Raw genomic sequence first — 17840 nt, 5'->3', positions numbered from 1 at the left:
GGCTAGCCGCGCACCCAGCGCATCCTCGCCCAGCCGCTCAATGCGTCCACGGCCAGTACCATCAGCAGCATTGCCAGAATGACCGTCGACGCCTGAGCTTGCTGGAATAGGCTGAGGCTCATGTAAAGCATCTGGCCCAGCCCCCCGGCTCCGACAAAGCCGAGCACGCTGGCCATGCGGATGTTGTTCTCCCAGCGATACAGACTGTAGGCCATCAGTTGTGGCCATAGGACGGGCAGGGTGCCGTAGCAGAAGGCGCTGATGCGATCGCTGCCTGAAAGCCGCAACGCCTCGGCGGGGGCGCTCGGCGTGTTTTCTAGGGCTTCGGCAAACAGCCGTCCCAGTACGCCGGCCGTATGCAGCGCCAGTGCCAGGGTGCCGGCATTAGGACCAAGGCCCGCCGCCAGCACCATCAACGCCGCCCATACCAGCTCGGGAATGGCCCGCAATGCGTTGAGCAACAGTCTGGAGAGGCCCTTGCCGAGCAACCCGAAACGTCCAGAGGCCGGTAACGCCAACGCCAAACCGAGCATTGCGGCCAACAGCGTGCCGATCGCCGACATCGCCAGGGTTTCCATCGCAGCGTAGCCAATCGCGCGCAAATGGGTCCCTGACAAATCCGGCTCAAGGAAGCCCGACGCATACTCGGCCATCTGTCCCAGACCGTCGCGGCTGAACAGTGCACTGGCCTCGAGCTGCAGGAAGACGAACGAACCGATCACCGCCGCGATCAGCAACAGTGGCAATGCATAGCGCGACAGTGCCTTCACACGAACCTCCGGCGCAGCAACTGGCTGATCAGGTCCGCCATCAGCACCAGCGCCAGGAAGGTCAACAGCATGCTGGCCACTTCGCCTCCGGCGAACATGCGCATCGATAAGTCCAGCTGCTGGCCTAGCCCGCCGGCGCCGACGAAGCCCATCACCACCGAAGCGCGAATCGCGCATTCCCAGCGGTAAACGGTGTACGAGAGCATTTCACCCGCTGCCTGTGGCAGCACGCCGTAGGCAAATGCCTGCAATCGCGAACCTCCAGCACCGAGCAACGCGCGCGTCGGCAGCGGATCGACGGATTCGAAGATTTCCGCATAAACCTTGCCGAGCATGCCGGCATAGGTGATGGCAATGGCCAGTACGCCGGCAGTCGGGCCGAGCCCCACCGCGCGGACGAACAGCAGTGCCCAGACGATCTCTGGCACGCTGCGCAGGACGATCAGTAGACCACGCACCGGCCAGCGCAATGACTGCGCCCACCAGTGCGGGCGCCCGCCGCGGCTGATGGCCGAGATCGACAACGCGCGTGTGGCCAGGATGGCGCAAGGTAGCGCCACGACCAGCGCCAAGGTCATGCCGGCAGTTGCGATGGCGAGCGTCTCCCACGTGGCGCGCCAGAGCAGGAGCAGGAAGTCTTCGTCGTGCGCCGGCGGCCAAAAGCCGGAGAGGAATACCGCCATGGTGTCGGCGTTGCTGCCGTCGAACAGCACGCCGAGGTCCAGCTCGCTCAGCGACAGGCCCGGCCATAGCAAGGCCAGTATCAGCAAGGTGACCAGCAGACGCGGCCCGGCGGCCGGGTCGCGTTGTGCGATTGCAGGGTTCAGCATCGGGGGACGTGCAACGGCTGGCCGGGCAAGGGCAGAGGCTTTTGTTCATTGCCCAGCTGCTCGTTGGCGTAGAGCGCCTCGAGCTCGGATGGCGTCACGTCCGTCGAGGCTTTGTCGAACAGGATGCTTCCGGCGCGCACGCCGATAACGCGCGGGAAGTGCTCAAGCGCCAGCTCTACCGCGTGCAAGCTGGCGACCAAAGTCGCCTGGCGGCGCGTGGCTTCGCGGTTAAGCACATTCAGTGAGTACGCTGCGAGCACCGGGTCCATCGCCGAGACGGGCTCGTCGGCGAGGATCAGAGTCGGGCTCTGATACAACGCACGAGCAATGCCAACGCGCTGTAGCTGGCCGCCGGAGAGTTGATCGCAGCGCTCGTAGAGTTTGTCGGCCAGATCCAGTTGAGCCAATGCCTGTGCCGCGCCTTCCTTGTCCAGCGGATAGAGCAGACTGAGCAGGCTGCGCCCCAGCGACCATTGCCCAAGGCGACCGGCTAGCACCGAGGTGATGACGCGCTGGCGCGGCGGCAACGGTGGCGCCTGGTGAATCAGCCCGATCCGGGCGCGGAGTTTCTGCCGAGCGCCGGCCGACAGCGACCAGGGCTGACATCCGAGCAGCTCCAGCCGGCCAGCACTCGGTTGCAAGTGAGTCGCTAACAGGCGCAGCAACGTGGTCTTGCCCGCACCGGAAGGTCCGATGAGGGCAATCCGCTCGCCTTTGACGATCTGCAGATCGAGATCACGCAGCGCGACATGGCCGTTGGCGTGGCGATAGCTCGCGCCCGATAGCGTCAGGACAGGCTCGGCGCTGCTCGGGCATGCCGCCGGCAGCGCCGAGCTCGACGTCGAATGGCTCATTCCGATTTGCCTGCTTGCCGCTCTCCAAATGCCCTATGAGCCGTCGTAGAACGGCCGGCAAGGCTCACTTCAGCAGGCCAGCGGCGCGCGCTGCTTCCTCGATGCCCTTGTAGTTTTCCGGGCGGGTCTCGATGAAGCGGCTGGCAGCCTGCAGGTCGAGAATTTTCTTGTGCTCCGGATTCGCCGGATCGAGTTCGAGGAACGCGGTCTTGATCTTCTTGACCAGAGCTGGATCGAGGTTGCCGCGTACCGTCCAGTTGTAGTCGTAGTAGGGCGGCGTCGTGGAGATCACGCGGACCTTGTCAGTATCGACCTTCCCAGCGGCAACTAGCTTGTCCCAGACCGAGGCGTTGAGCACGCCGGCGTCGGCCTTGCCGGCCTCGACCCAGGCGGCGGTGGCATCGTGCGCGCCGGAGTAGGCGATGCGCTTGAAGAACTGCTCGGGATCGATACCGTCCTTGATCATGAAATAGCGCGGCATCAGGCTGCCGGACGTCGAAGACACGGAGCCGAAGGCGAACGTCTTGCCCTTGAGATCCTGCTGGGTTTTGACCTCAGGATCGGCGGTGATGAATTTACTGGTGAATTTCTCGTCCTGTTCGCGCTGCACCAGCGGGATCGCATCGCCGGTCTTCAGACGGGTCTGGACGAAGGTGAAACCGCCGAGCCAGGCCAGGTCGAGGCGGTCAGCAGCCAGGGATTCGACCACGGCGGCGTAATCTGACACCGGTGTGAACTTCACCGGCATGCCCAGCTGTTTTTCGAGGTATTGGCCCAGCGGTTCGAACTTACGGATGAGCTCGGTCGGCGCTTCATCGGGAATCGCCGATACACGAAGGGTCTCGGCGGCATGGGCGGTGACAAAAGACAGGGAAATGGCAAGGCCGGCGACGGCTGCCAGGGAGCGCTTTAGCATTGTGGTTCTCCGGTTCAATAGCGGAAAAAGCGCGCGGATTATAGAGCTAGACCGATGCGCAGGGGCAAGTGTCTGCAGCGGGCAGGCTGCGACGAGCCTGTTCGCTCGCGGCTGCCAGCTACGGAAATTTTGTGATTCAGTTCGCTGTTGTTCTAGAATCCGCGCCCCTCTCGGGTGATGGCCTATTGCTATGGAACAGCAACGAGACAAACGTACGCTTCACTCTCTTCGCAAACACATCGACGAGTTGCTGGCAGCTGGCGCGATGATCATCGCGCGCGATCCGGTGACGCTGGTCAGCGATGGCCAGACGCTCAAGGTCAAGCACGGCATGCTCGTCGGGCATTCGGGTTTGCTTGATCTGGTCGAGCCGCTCACCGATCACCAGTGGCCGGATGCCTTGCGGCAGATGGCGATCGATCTGTGCATCCAACAACTGGACGATGCGATCCGGGCACTAGAGAACAAGCCCGTCATGATGGCGTCGGAATCGGCGAACGACGGCTAGACTCAAGAGAATGTCCAGGCGAGGAAACGCAGCGGACGGGACCTGATCAGATATGCACGGATGCAGCCTGCATTCGTGTTGTATCGAAGGGGGTTTTGCATGTTCGCTCGGAACTGGCACCACGGTTTCATTCCGCCCTACATCCTCAGGCACATCATCGATAACGGCTCCCAGCACCAGCGCGACAGGGCGCTGGGGACGCTGGCCCATGTGCGCAATCTGTTGCCCAATCCGGGGCCGCCCAATCGCCAGCCGATGGCCAGCGTATTGCCCGAGCGTGGCCGGCCAGGCGAGCCGCGGCGCAGCGTTCACGATGCCCAGCAGCAGATGGTGCTGCCAGGTGTGCTGGCGCGAATCGAAGGCCAGCCGCCGGTCGCCGATGCGGCGGTGGACGAGGCCTACGATGCGCTCGGCACGACCCATGAATTTTTCTGGCAGGTGTTTGGCCGGGACTCGATCGACAACCACGGCTTCCCGCTGATCGGCACGGTGCACTACGGCGTGGATTACGAAAACGCCTTCTGGAACGGCGCGCAAATGGTGTTCGGTGATGGCGACGGCGAAATCTTCAACCGCTTCACGCTCTCCTTGGATGTCGTGGCCCATGAGCTGGCCCATGGCGTGACCGAAAGCGAGGCGGGGCTGGTGTACTTCAACCAGTCGGGTGCGCTGAACGAATCGGTTTCGGACGTATTCGGCGTGCTGGTGCGGCAGTTCAGCCTGATGCAGACGGCGGACCAGGCCGACTGGCTGATCGGTGCCGAGCTGCTGACCGATAACGTGCAGGGCGATGCGCTGCGCTCGATGGCCAATCCCGGCAGCGCCTATGACGATCCTTTGCTGGGCAAGGACCCGCAGCCCGGGCACATGCGCGATTTCATCGACACCCGCGACGACAACGGCGGAGTGCATCTGAACTCCGGCATCCCCAACCGCGCGTTTTATCTGGCCGCGACCGCCCTGGGTGGCTACGCCTGGGAAAGGGCCGGGCGCATCTGGTACGACACGCTGTGCGATCGGCGCCTGGCCAACGACGCGGATTTCCCCGCGTTCGCGCGATTGACGGTGGACAACGCGGTCGCCCGCTTCGGCGCGGGCAGCGATGAAGAGCGCGCCGTCGCGCAGGCCTGGGCAGATGTGGGCGTGAAGCCATGATCGAGGAGGCGAGCATGAAACAGTTACCGGCACTGGATTCGGACGCGACCATTCGCCTGTCGCGGCAAGGCGGCTTTGCCGCGATACAGGCGCTCAGCCGTCCGCGAGAAATCGATTTCGCCAGTTGTAACGAGCAGCAGCGCCAACAAATTTGCTCGGTACTTGAAGGCTGCCTGCCGTTGGCAACTTCTCCCAGCGGGCAAGGCGACCGCCGCTATTACCAGATCGAATTGCGCTTTCGGCAACAGGAACGCGACGATGAAATGGTGCTCCAGGTGCCAGAGGAGCAAGCGCCCGGCGAGCTGGTGCGGCTCTGGGACAAGGGTGAGGTGCTATGAGCGCGACTTGGTCGCACGGGCCGCTGCAGCGCTAGAATCTCACTCTTTATCGAGGAGCCCTCTCATGCCTGAGTTGCCATCCATCGCCTTCGCCGGCATTGGCCTGATGGGCCTGCGTATGTGTCGTCGGCTGATTGCCGCCGGTTATCCGCTAACGGTATGGAACCGTTCGCCGGACAAATGCGCGCCGTTGGTCGAAGCCGGTGCGCGGCAGGCGAGCACGCCGGCCGAGCTCTGCGCCGCTGCTGATGTGGTGTTGCTGTGTCTGGCCGATACCGCAGTGGTGCGCGAGGTGGTATTCGGCGCGGGCGGTATTGTCGAAGGCGCGCGAGCGGGGCAAGTGCTGGTTGATCATTCCAGCCTGGAACCGGCGGCCACGCGCGCCATGGCCGCCGAACTGGAGTCGCGCAGCGGTATGCGCTGGGTCGATGCGCCAGTATCTGGCGGCACCGCTGGCGCGGAGGCGGGCAGCCTGGCGATCATGGCTGGTGGGCGTGTCGATGACGTCGAGCGGGTCCGACCGATATTGATGCATCTGGGGCAGCGGCTGACGCACATGGGCGAGGTCGGCGCCGGACAGGTGACCAAGGCCTGCAATCAGATGATTGTGGCCTGCAATGCGCTGGTTATCGCCGAAGTCGTGGCGCTGGCTGAGCGCTCCGGTGTCGATGCCAGCCTGATCGCGCCGGCGTTGGCCGGAGGTTTCGCCGACTCCAAGCCGCTGCAAATTCTCGCCCCGCAGATGGCCAACAGTGAATTCGAGCCGATCAAATGGCACGTGCGCACCTTGCTGAAGGATCTCGACACCGCCGTGCAGCTATCCCGCGAAGAGGGCAGCGCCACGCCGATGACCGGGCTGGCCGCGCAGCTGATGCGTCTGCATGGCAGTCAGGGTCATCTTGAGCAGGACCCGGCGACCTTGGTGCGGATGTACCGGGAGCAGAGCCAATGAAAATCGCTGCCAATCTGTCCATGCTGTTCAGCGAGCTGCCGCTGGCCGAACGCATCATGGCGGCGCGCACCGCCGGTTTCGATGGCGTGGAAATCCAGTTTCCCTACGAACTGCCGGCGATCCGCTTCAAGGAGCTGCTCGATCGTGCCGGCTTGCCGTTGGTGCTGATCAATCTGCCAGCCGGTGATTTCATGCAGGGTGGCGCCGGTTTGGCCGCGGTCCCGGCGCGCCAGCAGGCCTTCGATGCGGCGCTGCAGGACGCCCTGACCTACGCGGCGATGACGCGACCGGTCTGCGTCAATGTGCTGCCGGGGCGGCTGGCCGAGGGCGTCACGCGCGAGCAAGCGCTCTCAACCTTGGCCAACAACCTGCGCAAGAGCGCCGAAGCTTTCGCGTTGCTCGGTGTGCGCGTGGTGTGCGAGGCGATCAATCCGCTGGACATGCCGGGCTTCCTGATCAACACCCCTGAGCATCTGCAGGCCTTGCTGGAGCGCGTCGATCATCCCAACTGCCAGGCGCAGCTGGATCTGTACCACATGGCGCGACAGGGGCTCGACATCGCTGCCGGGATCAGGCTTCTGGGTTCACGCATCGGTCACGTGCAGTTCGCCGATTGCCCCGGACGCGGCGCGCCGGGTAGCGGCGAGGTGGCATTCGCGAGTCTGATCGAAGCGCTGCGGGAGGCGGGTTACGACGGCTGGTTGGCCGCTGAGTATCGGCCCGATGGGCAAGATACCGAAGCGAGCCTCGGCTGGCTGGCGGAGTGGCGGCAGCGTTGATGCCATCGCCCGGCATAAGCGGGAATGATGTTGACAGACAGAAGCGTGAAGGAGCTCTAGAGTCATTCGCAGGACAGCCGATTGACTCAATGGTCGGCCTATAACAATAAATCGAGAGCGACGTCATGCAGCCATCCAACCAAGCCGCGAACGCCTGGCGCGTCCTGTTCCTGCTGTTTCTGGCCAACCTGTTCAATTTCTTCGACCGTACCATTCCCGCCATCATCGCTGAGCCTATACGCCTGGAATGGAGCCTCAACGACTTCCAGCTCGGCCTGATCGGCACCGCGTTCACTATCGTCTATGCGATAGCCGGAGTGCCGCTGGGGCGCATGGCCGACATTGGCTCGCGCCGCAAGATCATGGGCTGGGGCCTGACCGCCTGGAGCGGCTTGACGGCGGTCAACGGATTGGCCTGGAATTTCTGGAGCTTTTTGTTGGTGCGCATGGGCATTGGCATCGGCGAGGCCAGCTACGCACCGGCCGCCAACTCGCTGATCGGCGATCTGTTCCCGGCCCACAAGCGGGCTCGCGCCATGGGCATCTTCATGCTCGGCCTGCCGCTTGGGCTGCTGCTGGCCTTCTTCACGATTGGTTCGATGGTCGAGTATTTCGGCAGCTGGCGTGCGCCGTTCTTTATCGCTGCCGTGCCTGGATTGGTGCTGGCGGTGTTCATCTTTTTCGTCAAGGAGCCGCAGCGCGGCGCCGCCGAGACGGTGAAGGTATCCCAGGAGCGGGTGCAGCAACCGGTGCGTAAGGTGTTGGCGATCCGTACCTTCTGGTGGCTGGTGCTGGCCGGTCTGGCGTTCAACTTCGCGACTTACGCCTGTAACGCGTTCATGGTGCCGTTGCTGATGCGCTATCACGCGGTGCCGTTGGTCGAGGCATCGATTGCCACCGGCGTCATCGTCGGTCTCACCGGTCTGGTCGGGCTGACCTTTGGGGGGTGGGTGGCCGACCAGATCCATCAGCGTTTCGCCCGTGGCCGGCTGATTTTCGCGGCGGTGAGCATGTTCATCGCTACGCTCGCCACCGGTTACGCGCTGCTGGCGGGGCGCATCGAGGTCGGCGTGTTCGTCGCGGTGTTCAGTATCGGCTGGCTGTTCTCCTACAACTTCTACACCTGCGTTTACACCGCCATTCAGGATGTGGTCGAGCCACGTCTGCGCGCCACGGCGATGGCGCTGTTCTTTGCTGGGCTGTACCTGCTCGGGGGTGGCATGGGCACGGTGGTGGTGGGGCTGTTGTCGGATCATTTCGCCGAGTCGGCAATGCTCGCGGCGGGAGCCAGCGAAATGAGTGAGGTGTTCCGCGCCGAGGGTCTGCACGGTGCGATGTACTTGATCCCGGCGTCATTGCTGCTGACCATGGTCTTCCTGTTCCAGGCCTCGCGGACCTTCTGTCATGACGCCAAGCGCATGACCGACGGCATGAGTCAGTCCGCCAGCGAAGCGGAAGCGGCACTGGCCTGATTCGCCTCCCCATCGACAGCGCAGCCGCGCTGTCGATGGGTCCAGCTATCCCCCCGACGATTGGCCTGCATTTGCCGGCAGGCTCGCATAAACTGCGCGGCCGTTTTTGGCAGTCCGGATCGCATATGCACACTCCGTCTCCCGCCCGCGCTTGCGGCATCGACTTCGGCACCTCCAACTCAACCGTCGGCTGGTGGCGTCCCGCCTGCGAGCCGCTGATCGTGCTCGAGGACGATCAGCACACCCTGCCTTCAGTCGTCTTCTTCAACGTCGAAGAACGCCGTCCGGTGTATGGCCGGCTGGCCCTGGCCGAGTATCTGGAGGGCTACGAAGGGCGGTTGATGCGCTCGCTCAAGAGCCTGCTGGGTTCCAAGTTGCTAAAGAGCGAAACCACGGTGCTGGGCAGCGCCATGCCATTCAAGGACATCCTCGGGCTGTTCCTCGGGACGCTCAAACAGCGCGCCGAAACCAGTGCCGATCGAGCCTTCGACGAGGTAGTACTGGGCCGTCCGGTGTTCTTCGTCGACGACGACCCGCAGGCGGACAAGGAGGCCGCCGACACCCTGGCCGCAGCGGCGAAGAAGATCGGCTTCAACGACGTCTCGTTCCAGTACGAACCCATCGCCGCGGCTTTCGACTACGAATCGCGCATCGAACGGGAAGAGCGCGTATTGATCGTCGATATCGGCGGCGGAACGTCGGACTTTTCCCTGGTGCGCCTGTCGCCGGAGCGACGTCAGATCGACGATCGACAGAGCGACATTCTCGCCACCGCGGGCGTGCACATCGGCGGCACCGATTTCGACAAACAGCTCAGCCTGCAGGGCGTGATGCCGTTGTTCGGCTATGGCAGCCGGATGAAAAGCGACGCACCGATGCCTACCAGCACGCACCTCAACCTCGCCACCTGGCACACCATCAACGCGGTCTATGCGCCGGCTTCGCTGCGCGCGCTGCAGAGTATGCGCTACGACATCGTCGACCCCACCGGGATCGACCGGTTGTTCAGCCTCATCGAGCAACGCGCCGGGCATTGGCTGGCGATGCAGGTGGAGCAGAGCAAGATCGAGCTGACCGAGCAGGACCGCTATCTCATCGACTTCGCGCGGATCGAAGCGGGGCTGCAGGCGAGTCTGACTCGTGATGGTTTCGAAACGGCTATCGACCCGCTGCTCGAACGAATCCGCAGCAACGTCAGTCAATTGCTTGCAAGCGCCGGGCTCAAGCACGACGACATCGATACCGTGTTCTTCACCGGCGGTTCCAGCGCGATTCCGGCATTGCGCCAGCGCATTGCCGCACTGCTGCCGAGGGCCAGTCATGTCGAAGGCAACCGCTTCGGCAGTATCGGCAGCGGCTTGGCCATCGAAGCGAAGAAACGCTACGGTTGATTTCCCCGTGAGCTGACCTGCATCGCTCGCGGGTTGATTAGCAGGCCGTTGAAAAATGTAGGCGAGGCAGGCAAGACAAGGCTGTTTTTAACGCAGTATTGCCAACGCAGGTAATTTTTCAACGGCCTGTTAGGGAGTTGTCATGGGTTACACACTGCGTCCGCACGATCCCGCCGCCGAGGTTCGCAAGGTCGCTCGACAGCGCATCGATAAAGCCATCGAGGCACTGAGCGTGCCAGCTGCCGAGCGAGCCGAGGGTGTGCATCAGGCGCGCAAGCGCTTCAAGGAATTGCGCGCGTTGCTGCGATTGGTGCGAAAGCCCTTGGGGGCTGAATTCAAGCGCGAGAATCAGCGTCTACGCGACCTTGGCCGCGCGCTGGCCGAATCTCGCGACGCCACCGCCATGCTGGAAAGCTGGGATCTGCTGAGCGAGCGGTTCCCTAAGCTGTTTGCCGAGGCGGGCTTCAAACAGATCCGTCGGCGCCTGCAGGCAAGAGCCAGGCAGGGGGAAGGCGATGCCGTCGACCTGGATGCCCGTATTGCCCAGGCGATCGATGAACTGCGCAATGCCAGCGCCTGTATCGACAGCTGGCCATTGAGCGCCGAAAGTTTCGAGCTGTTGGCCGCCGGGGTGGAACGCACCTACGCTGACGGGTGCGCCGAGCTGGCCAAGGTCAAACTCGAACCGAGCGACGAGCAGTTCCATGAATGGCGCAAACGGGTCAAGGATCACTGGTATCAGACGCGGCTACTGACTCCGAGCTGGCCGACGCTAATGCAGCTGCGCAGCGACTCGCTCAAGCGTCTGGCCGATCTGCTCGGCGACGATCATGACCTGGCGATGATGCAGCAGCTGATGCAGGCGCAGCCGCCGCTCTTCGGTGACCAGGCGCTACGTGAGCGGCTCGGCGATGTGATCGTCCAGCGGCGTAGTGAAATGCAGCGCGACGCGCTGGCGCTGGGTGATGAGCTCTATCTGGAGGCACCGCGAGATCTGGTGGCGCGCTGGCAGCGCTACTGGGAAACCGCCGAGGCCTGACTGCACCAGGCGCCCGGCCATGAGGCCGAACGCCGACAGTGGAAGGGGGAATCGAGGTTAGAGCTTCTTCGCGGAAACGATCGTCACCGGCTGCAGCGGGACGTTCTGCATCATGCTGCGGTTGCCGGTCGGCACCTGGGCAATCTGATCGACCACATCCATTCCGCGCACCACCTTGCCGAACACCGCATAGCCGAAATCGCGGCCGCCGTGGTCGAGGAAGTCATTGTCGCGGTGGTTGATGAAGAACTGGCTGGTGGCCGAGTTGACGTTCTGTGTGCGGGCCATCGCCAAGGTTCCGCGAACGTTGTGCAGACCGTTGTCGGCTTCGTTCTTGATCGGCTCGCCGGTCTTCTTCTGGCCCAGGCCTTCGTTGAAGCCACCGCCCTGGATCATGAAACCGGGGATCACGCGGTGGAACACCGTGCCATCGTAGAAGCCGCTTTCGACATAGCTGAGAAAGTTCTTCACGCTGATCGGTGCCTTCTCGGCTTCAAGCTCGATTTCGATTTCGCCCATGCTGGTGTTCAGCAGCACGTGTGGATTGTCAGCCGCCAGGAGGTTTCCGGCGAGCAACAGCGAGCAGGCGGCGAGTACGAGTCGTTTCATGGTGTAGTCCTGTTGAGGGTGGAAGCCTGGGCCGGTCGGCCATTGGCAGACGGCGATTGCGCATCGTACGTCTTGATCAGGTCGATGAGAATCTGCGTTGCCGGGCCGAGCGACTTGTCGGGGTTAGTGTAGAGATAGAACAACGGGCGGCGAATGCTGCCCTGGATCAACGGCAGCGGCTTGAGCACGCCTTCGGCCAGCTCGCGGCCGATCATGTGTCGCGGCAGCCAGGCGAAACCCAGGCCGCTGCTGACGAAGGCGACCGAGGTGGCCAGGCTGCCGACGGTCCAGCGTTGCTCGGCGCCCAGCCAACCGGCGTCGCGCGGCTGACGTTGGCCGGAATCGCGCACCACCACCTGCATCTGATTCTGCAGATCCTGCACGCTGAGCTTGCGCTGCAACTGGTGCAGCGAATGGTCGGCATGGGCGACGGCAACGAACTCAACGCTGCCCAGTTCGGCACCGAGGTAGCCGGTGATGTCCAGACTGGTGATTGCCAGGTCGGCGGTGCCATCCCTGAGCACATCTTCGACACCGGAAAGCACCTCCTCACGCAGCCGTACTCGGCATCCGCGGCTCTTGGGCATGAATTCGGTCAGGGCGCGGATCAGCTTGGCGTTGGGGTAGGCGGCGTCCACCACCAGGCGCACTTCGGCTTCCCAGCCCTGCTCCATGTGATGGGCCAGTTCTTCGAGCTGCCCGGCCTGGACGACCAGCTGCCGCGAGCGGCGCAGCAGCACCTCACCGGCCTCGGTGAGCACGGCCTTGCGTCCATCGATGCGCAACAGCGGAACGCCTAGCTGCTCCTGCATGCGCGCCACGGTATAGCTGACCGACGACTGCGAGCGATGCAGCATCTCCGCCGCCTGGGCAAAGCCGCCGTGATCGATCACCGCCTGCAGGGTTCGCCATTGATCGAGGGTCACGCGTGGCACTTTCATTCCATTATTTTCCTGTCGCGTCTGTCTGGTACGCTGCACGTCTTCATGAGGAGCCCGCATAAATGAAAAAAATACGCTTCGCCGCGCTCGCTTCGCTCGCAATCATCCCACTGAGCGCCCTGGCCGTCAGCTATCCGGTGGAACTGGAGCAGCAGCTCAATGGCGCCGAAGTGCTGGCTACCACCGAAACCATCGACCGGGACATGGCCGGTCTGCTGTTGCAGAACTTCGGCGAGCGCCCTGTGAGCTGCTCGGCTGTGTTTCGCAACGGCCCGGAAGCACCGCGTACCCGTCGTACCACGCTCGAGGCTGGCGAGCGCAAGCCGCTGACCGCCAAGTTCAAGCGCGATGTGATCCGCTTGCGCATCAAGCTGACCTGCGAGCCGCAATGAGGTTCGCGTTGAGCCGATCGGGATGCGGCCGGCTTCCGAGGCTCGGCTGAGCGCTCAGCCAATATCACTTGTTAGTCGCATCCGCACGGTTGCATCCGCATCGGCCTGGTTCGGTCGAGCGTCGTGCAGCATAAAGCCGCCTCTCCGCCGGCCGGACGCGTTAATCTATGCGACGTTTTTCGACCTCGAGGTATCCCCCTTGTTTGACCAATTCGCCCTGCATGAACGCCTGCTCAAGGCGGTCGCCGAACTTAAATTCGTCGAGCCGACGCCGGTGCAGGGGGCGGCCATCCCTCCGGCGCTGGAAGGGCGCGATCTGCGGGTCACGGCGCAGACCGGTAGCGGTAAGACAGCGGCATTCGTGCTGCCGATGCTCAACCGGCTGATTGGCGATGCGGTGGTGCGCACCGACGTGCGCGCGCTGATCCTGCTGCCGACCCGCGAGCTGGCCCAGCAGACCCTCAAGGAAGTTGAGCGCTTCTCGCAGTTCACCTTCATCAAGTCGGCGATGATCACCGGAGGCGAGGACTTCAAAGTCCAGGCGGCGATTCTGCGTAAGGTACCGGACATCCTCATCGGCACGCCGGGACGGATGATCGAGCATCTCAATGCCGGCACGCTGATCCTCAAGGATGTCGAATTGCTGATCCTCGACGAAGCCGATCGCATGCTCGACATGGGCTTCGCCGACGATGTGCAGCGGCTGGTTGGCGAATGTGCCAAGCGCCAACAGACCCTGTTGTTCTCCGCGACCAGCGGCGGCGCCGCCTTGCGCGAGATGGCGGCTAGCGTGCTTCGTGATCCGCTGCATCTTCAGCTCAACCGCGTCAGCGAGCTGAACGAGGGTACCCGCCAGCAAATCATTACCGCCGAGAGCGTCGAACATAAAGAGAAGCTGGTGCACTGGTTGCTGGCCAACGAGACCTACAAGAAGGCTGTGATCTTCACCAACACCCGCGTGCAGGCCGACCGTCTTTATGGGCGACTGGTAGCCGAAGGCGTCAAGGCGTTCGTGCTGCACGGCGAAAAGGACCAGAAGGACCGCAAGCTGGCCATCGACCGCGTCAAGGAAGGCGGCGTTAAGGTGCTGGTAGCCACCGACGTGGCGGCGCGTGGCCTGGATATCGAAGGGCTGGATCTGGTGATCAACTTCGACATGCCGCGCTCGGGTGACGAGTACGTGCACCGCATCGGCCGCACCGGACGCGCCGGCGCCGAAGGTCTGGCGATCTCGCTGATCTGCCATAACGACTGGAACCTGATGTCGAGCATCGAACGCTACCTCAAGCAGCGATTCGAGCACCGCGTGGTCAAGGGATTGAAGGGCGGCTATATGGGCCCGAAGAACCTCAAGGCGTCGGGCAAGGCCGCCGGCACCAAGAAGAAAAAGGACGACAAGAAGAAGGCCACCGACAAGAAAGCCGCCGGTAAGAAGACCAAGGTGGCGTCAAAACCTGCGGCCAAGCGGCCGAAGAACGCAAAACGCGAAGCGCCGGCCTCGCAGGTCGTCAGTCAGGACGGCATGGCACCGTTGCGACGCAAGAAGCCTGAAGCGCAGTAATTGCACGAAAAAGGAAAACCGTAGGGCCGAACTTGTTCGGCCTTTAGCGATTTACGGCCGAATAAATTCGGCCCTACGGATCAACGTTTCTCCGCTGGCGCGATATCAGCTTTTTTCTCCGCTTCCTCGACGTGCTGCAGGCGCTTGTCATAGGCCTGACATTCGTCGCCCAACTGGTCGGCGGTCTGCTTGACCTCCATCTCCCGCAATTGCTCGTTGATCTCCGCAGCACGCTCGGGGTCGCTCTCGGTCAGCTGATTAACGCGTTCAGCCAGCTGCTGGGCTTTAGCATTGATCTGATCCGTGGTGCATTCGGCTAGCGCCGGCTGGCTGGCCAGCAGGGCGGCGGCGAGGGGAATCATCAGGTATTTCATGGGCAACGCTCCTTTAGGTCCTGTTCGGTGGATGCCGTTTGAGCGCTTTGGTTCAGCCTTCCCGTTGTGCTGATTCGAACCATGCTACAGCCGGCACGGTCCGTATTATCACGAGCCGCACTATGCGCGGTGCAACAGGAGAACTGACATGACCTACGACTGGGATCTGATGCTGCGCCTGCTGCGCGAAGCGCAAAAGCCTGGCAACGAGGCGTTCGCGCCGCGCCAATATGCCGACGAGCATGCGATTGCGATGGAGGATGCCGGCCAGCCGCTGCCCAATCTCGATTCGCTCAAGGCTGAAGCGCAGAACTACGAGAGCCTGCTGTTCGAAGGTGGGTTTCTGGTGACGCGCCCGGAAGAGCAGGGTGGTAATGGCGAGAATTTTGTCCTGACCGAGCGGGGCTCACGATTACTTGAAATGCTCGAAGGCGACACAGCGGGAACTGCGTACCGCCAGCGCCTGGATGACAAAGGCGAGGCCGCGCTAACGCCGGAAATCTTCGATGCGTTAGCGACGGGCTGAAAAAGTTACGCCCCGCTAATGCGGGGCGTAAGTATCGGACAGACCGGTTAGAGCAGTGGGCCGATGGTCCCGCAGGATTTGTTCGCCGCGTGCTTTTGCAGAACTGGCAGCTGCGGACGTGGTTTGCCACTCTTCACATCCAGCGACAGCGCGTAGTCGCCCCACCATGGACCGGCAGCCCAGTAGGTGCTTGGGATGCAGTGCTGGTTGAGATACTTCAACAGGTTGTCGGTCGCTACGATTGCTGAGGGCGAGAAGTCCGGCGCGCCGTGTTCACCGATGAATCCACGCAGCTTGTTTTTTCTGAGCCACTCGACGAAAGGCTTGGCCCGGTTGACACCGATCATTGGGTCGTAGACCTCTTTCCTATTGGTGTAATAGCCCGAATAATCCTTGTCGAAATACAGGTGGGCTTCGAATACCAGATTGTTCTTCGAATCACGCATCCAAGGGTCATTAACCAGCTGGGTGTTATAGGACGGCCAGTGGAATGCGCTGGACCAGCGGTCGCCGGCAATGACTACCCAGCGTTTGGAGTCGACGGCACGGATGCTTTTTGCCGCAGCCAGTGCAGCGGTGGGCCACTTACCGTTTGTGGTGTGTGGCTCGTTCATCAGTCCATAGCCATAAACTGCCGGGTGGTTGGCAACCTTTTGTGCAATGCGTCGCCAGGCGTCGGCAAAAGCGCTAACGGGCACTTCATTGGAACCGATCATCTTGCCGTAGTAGCGATAGTAGTTATGCATGTCGAGGACGACTTGCATGTTGTACTTTTTTGCATAGTTAAGCGTCGCCATCATTCGCGCCAGCTCGGCGCTGTTCAGCTCGCCGTTGAGCCTCGGTTGAATCCGTTCCCAACGAAATGGCAGACGTACCAGCTTCAGGTTACGTTCGGCGTAGCGCTTGAAGTCTGCTTCGCCCGGGTAGATGTAGTGCTTTAGGTATGTCCCCGGCAAGGCGACGTCAGCGCCAAACTCGGCACCGGCCAGGTTGATACCAACCAGGTTGATGGGGTTTGCTGGCGGTGGGTTGTTCGTGGCTGGAGCAGTAATGCCGGTGCCTGGGCTTGCCTGGCTGAAACCGGTGCTGCTGACCGACACGGTTCGTGGGTAACCCACAGCTTTCCCGTTGATGGCGCCGCCGTCCATCATCACCGTCATATTGCCGCCCGAGTAATAGATCAGGTTGATAGTGCGTACCTGACCATCGGCAAACCTGACCTTTGCGCCCTTGTGGAATGCCGCCTTGTTCTGTGCAGTCGCCTTGACCGAAATGCCTACGAACTTGCTGGTGGTGTAGACACCGTTAACGAAGTCGCCACCGTTAAAGGAATTCAGCGCAGTCGTCAGGGATGGGGACGAACTGTTCGACGGCGGGGTGGCAACGGGCTTGGAAGGCTGGCTAGGTGCAACCGGAGCTGGAGCCGCAGGCGTGCTCGGCTTGCTGGTCGCGGCGAACAGCTTGTTGGGATGGCCGAGCGAACTGCTGAGTTTGCCGCCGGAAAGCATCACACTCATGTTGTTGCCGGAGATGTACACCGCGGTGATGGCGCGAGTCTCGCCATTTGCGAGTTTCACCGAGGCGCCAGGCTTGAATACCGAACGATTGGTCGTGGTCAGTGGGATCGAATAGCCCGCCGATTTGCGCCACACACCATTCTGCCAATCGCTGTTGGTGTAATTGTTGATGGCGCTGCTATGGCTGGACGTACTGGTCGAGGGTGCCGGCTGCGGTGCGGCGATTGCCGGCGCGCCTGTATCCGAGCCCAGCGCCGAAACGGTTTTCGGGTAACCGGTGGCCGCGACGTTGAGCGTTGCGCCAGACAGCATCACGCTCATGTGCGCGCCCGAAAAATAGACGACCTTCACCGAGCGAACCTCGCCGTTCGCCAGTTTTACCTGTGCGCCTTTCTTGAATGCGGCTTTGTTAGCCGTCGTCGCCGGGATGGAAAAACCCGCCGATTTACGCCAGGTCCCCTTGTTCCATTCAGGACTGGTGAAATTGTTGACCTGCGCGGTGGCGACTGTCCTCGTCGCGCTTGCAGCGGAAGAGGAAACAGCTGCGTTGGCATCCTGGATCACCGTAGTGAGGCCAAACATCGCGGTAAGCACGAAGGCGCCGAGTATTGCTCGTGGTGCGCCCGAAACTGCTTTGAGGGACATTGATATCTCCGGAACTTAATACGACAAAGGGCACGCGTACCCTTTAAAAAATTGCGGAAGCATTCATTGGGGGATGCAACAAACGAAGCACTGCCGACGACGCCACCCACTCACAACAAAGCAGCGAAACGGCAAAACCGTAGCTCGCTTTGAATGGATAGGCTTTATATAGAAAGATTGGCAAGCAGTAAAATTATTTTGGCGCCGGTAAATCGTCTATAACCGTTCGTTTAGCGAAGCAGTTTCATATTGACATTAATTTGATATCAGA

The 17840-nt window shown here is 62.1% G+C and carries 19 protein-coding genes; 11 read left to right on the top strand and 8 right to left on the bottom strand.

The features are described from left to right. Window positions 1–2 precede the first annotated feature (2 nt). From phnE (NA647_RS14155) to NA647_RS14140, 4 genes are all read right to left on the bottom strand, one after another. Entirely contained in the window at window positions 3–770 is a 768-nt protein-coding gene (gene phnE, locus NA647_RS14155; RefSeq protein ID WP_256058266.1) for a phosphonate ABC transporter, permease protein PhnE, read from the bottom strand. Next, window positions 767–1600: a phosphonate ABC transporter, permease protein PhnE gene (gene phnE, locus NA647_RS14150; RefSeq protein ID WP_256058265.1), complete on the bottom strand. Its 834-nt coding sequence runs from the start codon at window positions 1598–1600 to the stop codon at window positions 767–769. The genes phnE (NA647_RS14155) and phnE (NA647_RS14150) overlap by 4 nt, the downstream gene beginning before the upstream one ends. Further along, window positions 1594–2454: a phosphonate ABC transporter ATP-binding protein gene (locus NA647_RS14145; RefSeq protein ID WP_256058264.1), complete on the bottom strand. Its 861-nt coding sequence runs from the start codon at window positions 2452–2454 to the stop codon at window positions 1594–1596. Before NA647_RS14145 ends, phnE (NA647_RS14150) begins: the two co-directional genes overlap by 7 nt. A gap of 64 nt (window positions 2455–2518) precedes the next feature. After that, on the bottom strand, window positions 2519–3370 hold the full coding sequence (locus NA647_RS14140; protein WP_256058262.1) for a putative selenate ABC transporter substrate-binding protein: 852 nt from the start codon (window positions 3368–3370) through the stop codon (window positions 2519–2521). A gap of 190 nt (window positions 3371–3560) precedes the next feature. Between NA647_RS14140 and NA647_RS14135 the strand changes: the two genes are divergently transcribed. The 8 genes from NA647_RS14135 (at window position 3561) to NA647_RS14100 (ending at window position 11004) form a co-directional block, all read left to right on the top strand. Continuing rightward, on the top strand, window positions 3561–3878 hold the full coding sequence (locus NA647_RS14135) for a hypothetical protein (RefSeq protein ID WP_256058261.1): 318 nt from the start codon (window positions 3561–3563) through the stop codon (window positions 3876–3878). Between the two features lie 99 nt (window positions 3879–3977). Next, on the top strand, window positions 3978–5033 hold the full coding sequence (locus tag NA647_RS14130) for a M4 family metallopeptidase (protein ID WP_256058260.1): 1056 nt from the start codon (window positions 3978–3980) through the stop codon (window positions 5031–5033). Between the two features lie 14 nt (window positions 5034–5047). Continuing rightward, window positions 5048–5371, top strand: coding sequence for a protealysin inhibitor emfourin (locus NA647_RS14125; protein ID WP_256058259.1), 324 nt, complete (start codon window positions 5048–5050; stop codon window positions 5369–5371). Window positions 5372–5435: 64 nt separating this feature from the next. Next, on the top strand, window positions 5436–6323 hold the full coding sequence (locus NA647_RS14120) for an NAD(P)-dependent oxidoreductase (RefSeq protein ID WP_256058258.1): 888 nt from the start codon (window positions 5436–5438) through the stop codon (window positions 6321–6323). Beyond that, a complete protein-coding gene (locus NA647_RS14115; RefSeq protein ID WP_256058257.1) occupies window positions 6320–7102 on the top strand; it encodes a hydroxypyruvate isomerase family protein in 783 nt (260 codons plus the stop codon). Before NA647_RS14120 ends, NA647_RS14115 begins: the two co-directional genes overlap by 4 nt. A 125-nt stretch (window positions 7103–7227) precedes the next feature. Next, window positions 7228–8574, top strand: a complete 1347-nt coding sequence (locus NA647_RS14110; RefSeq protein ID WP_256058256.1) for a spinster family MFS transporter — start codon at window positions 7228–7230, stop codon at window positions 8572–8574. A gap of 125 nt (window positions 8575–8699) precedes the next feature. After that, entirely contained in the window at window positions 8700–9965 is a 1266-nt protein-coding gene (locus NA647_RS14105) for an Hsp70 family protein (protein ID WP_256058254.1), read from the top strand. 142 nt (window positions 9966–10107) lie between these two features. Then, a complete protein-coding gene (locus NA647_RS14100; RefSeq protein ID WP_256058253.1) occupies window positions 10108–11004 on the top strand; it encodes a CHAD domain-containing protein in 897 nt (298 codons plus the stop codon). A gap of 57 nt (window positions 11005–11061) precedes the next feature. Here the strand turns inward: NA647_RS14100 and NA647_RS14095 are convergent, their stop codons facing one another. After that, window positions 11062–11613, bottom strand: a complete 552-nt coding sequence (locus NA647_RS14095) for a peptidylprolyl isomerase (RefSeq protein ID WP_256049078.1) — start codon at window positions 11611–11613, stop codon at window positions 11062–11064. Next, window positions 11610–12554 (bottom strand): LysR family transcriptional regulator, encoded by a 945-nt coding sequence (locus tag NA647_RS14090; RefSeq protein ID WP_256058252.1) that lies wholly within the window; start codon window positions 12552–12554, stop codon window positions 11610–11612. Before NA647_RS14090 ends, NA647_RS14095 begins: the two co-directional genes overlap by 4 nt. 62 nt (window positions 12555–12616) lie before the next feature. Between NA647_RS14090 and NA647_RS14085 the strand changes: the two genes are divergently transcribed. Continuing rightward, on the top strand, window positions 12617–12946 hold the full coding sequence (locus NA647_RS14085) for a 3-phosphoglycerate kinase (protein WP_256049080.1): 330 nt from the start codon (window positions 12617–12619) through the stop codon (window positions 12944–12946). 199 nt (window positions 12947–13145) lie between these two features. Further along, window positions 13146–14507 (top strand): DEAD/DEAH box helicase, encoded by a 1362-nt coding sequence (locus NA647_RS14080; RefSeq protein ID WP_256058251.1) that lies wholly within the window; start codon window positions 13146–13148, stop codon window positions 14505–14507. A gap of 80 nt (window positions 14508–14587) precedes the next feature. Here the strand turns inward: NA647_RS14080 and NA647_RS14075 are convergent, their stop codons facing one another. Then, window positions 14588–14881: a hypothetical protein gene (locus tag NA647_RS14075; RefSeq protein ID WP_256058250.1), complete on the bottom strand. Its 294-nt coding sequence runs from the start codon at window positions 14879–14881 to the stop codon at window positions 14588–14590. Between the two features lie 148 nt (window positions 14882–15029). Between NA647_RS14075 and NA647_RS14070 the strand changes: the two genes are divergently transcribed. Then, complete coding sequence (locus tag NA647_RS14070) at window positions 15030–15407, top strand: transcriptional regulator (RefSeq protein WP_131651103.1); 378 nt, start codon at window positions 15030–15032, stop codon at window positions 15405–15407. Window positions 15408–15454: 47 nt separating this feature from the next. Here the strand turns inward: NA647_RS14070 and NA647_RS14065 are convergent, their stop codons facing one another. Next, window positions 15455–17569, bottom strand: a complete 2115-nt coding sequence (locus tag NA647_RS14065) for a glycoside hydrolase family 5 protein (protein ID WP_256058249.1) — start codon at window positions 17567–17569, stop codon at window positions 15455–15457. Window positions 17570–17840: the final 271 nt, after the last annotated feature.

The organism is Stutzerimonas stutzeri (genome assembly GCF_024448985.1).
Taxonomy (GTDB): Bacteria; Pseudomonadota; Gammaproteobacteria; order Pseudomonadales; family Pseudomonadaceae; genus Stutzerimonas; species Stutzerimonas stutzeri_AP.
Note: the sequence above shows the minus strand (reverse complement) of the source record. Positions and strands in the feature narration are given on the sequence as shown.

What these genes read in the sequence shown, in the direction of transcription:
- phnE (WP_256058265.1), bottom strand. Translation starts at nt 1,600, where the DNA reads ATGCTGAACCCTGCAATCGCACAACGCGACCCGGCCGCCGGGCCGCGT.
- NA647_RS14145 (WP_256058264.1), bottom strand. Translation starts at nt 2,454, where the DNA reads ATGAGCCATTCGACGTCGAGCTCGGCGCTGCCGGCGGCATGCCCGAGC.
- NA647_RS14140 (WP_256058262.1), bottom strand. Translation starts at nt 3,370, where the DNA reads ATGCTAAAGCGCTCCCTGGCAGCCGTCGCCGGCCTTGCCATTTCCCTG.
- NA647_RS14135 (WP_256058261.1), top strand. Translation starts at nt 3,561, where the DNA reads ATGGAACAGCAACGAGACAAACGTACGCTTCACTCTCTTCGCAAACAC.
- NA647_RS14130 (WP_256058260.1), top strand. Translation starts at nt 3,978, where the DNA reads ATGTTCGCTCGGAACTGGCACCACGGTTTCATTCCGCCCTACATCCTC.
- NA647_RS14125 (WP_256058259.1), top strand. Translation starts at nt 5,048, where the DNA reads ATGAAACAGTTACCGGCACTGGATTCGGACGCGACCATTCGCCTGTCG.
- NA647_RS14120 (WP_256058258.1), top strand. Translation starts at nt 5,436, where the DNA reads ATGCCTGAGTTGCCATCCATCGCCTTCGCCGGCATTGGCCTGATGGGC.
- NA647_RS14115 (WP_256058257.1), top strand. Translation starts at nt 6,320, where the DNA reads ATGAAAATCGCTGCCAATCTGTCCATGCTGTTCAGCGAGCTGCCGCTG.
- NA647_RS14110 (WP_256058256.1), top strand. Translation starts at nt 7,228, where the DNA reads ATGCAGCCATCCAACCAAGCCGCGAACGCCTGGCGCGTCCTGTTCCTG.
- NA647_RS14105 (WP_256058254.1), top strand. Translation starts at nt 8,700, where the DNA reads ATGCACACTCCGTCTCCCGCCCGCGCTTGCGGCATCGACTTCGGCACC.
- NA647_RS14100 (WP_256058253.1), top strand. Translation starts at nt 10,108, where the DNA reads ATGGGTTACACACTGCGTCCGCACGATCCCGCCGCCGAGGTTCGCAAG.
- NA647_RS14095 (WP_256049078.1), bottom strand. Translation starts at nt 11,613, where the DNA reads ATGAAACGACTCGTACTCGCCGCCTGCTCGCTGTTGCTCGCCGGAAAC.
- NA647_RS14090 (WP_256058252.1), bottom strand. Translation starts at nt 12,554, where the DNA reads ATGAAAGTGCCACGCGTGACCCTCGATCAATGGCGAACCCTGCAGGCG.
- NA647_RS14085 (WP_256049080.1), top strand. Translation starts at nt 12,617, where the DNA reads ATGAAAAAAATACGCTTCGCCGCGCTCGCTTCGCTCGCAATCATCCCA.
- NA647_RS14075 (WP_256058250.1), bottom strand. Translation starts at nt 14,881, where the DNA reads ATGAAATACCTGATGATTCCCCTCGCCGCCGCCCTGCTGGCCAGCCAG.
- NA647_RS14070 (WP_131651103.1), top strand. Translation starts at nt 15,030, where the DNA reads ATGACCTACGACTGGGATCTGATGCTGCGCCTGCTGCGCGAAGCGCAA.
- NA647_RS14065 (WP_256058249.1), bottom strand. Translation starts at nt 17,569, where the DNA reads ATGTCCCTCAAAGCAGTTTCGGGCGCACCACGAGCAATACTCGGCGCC.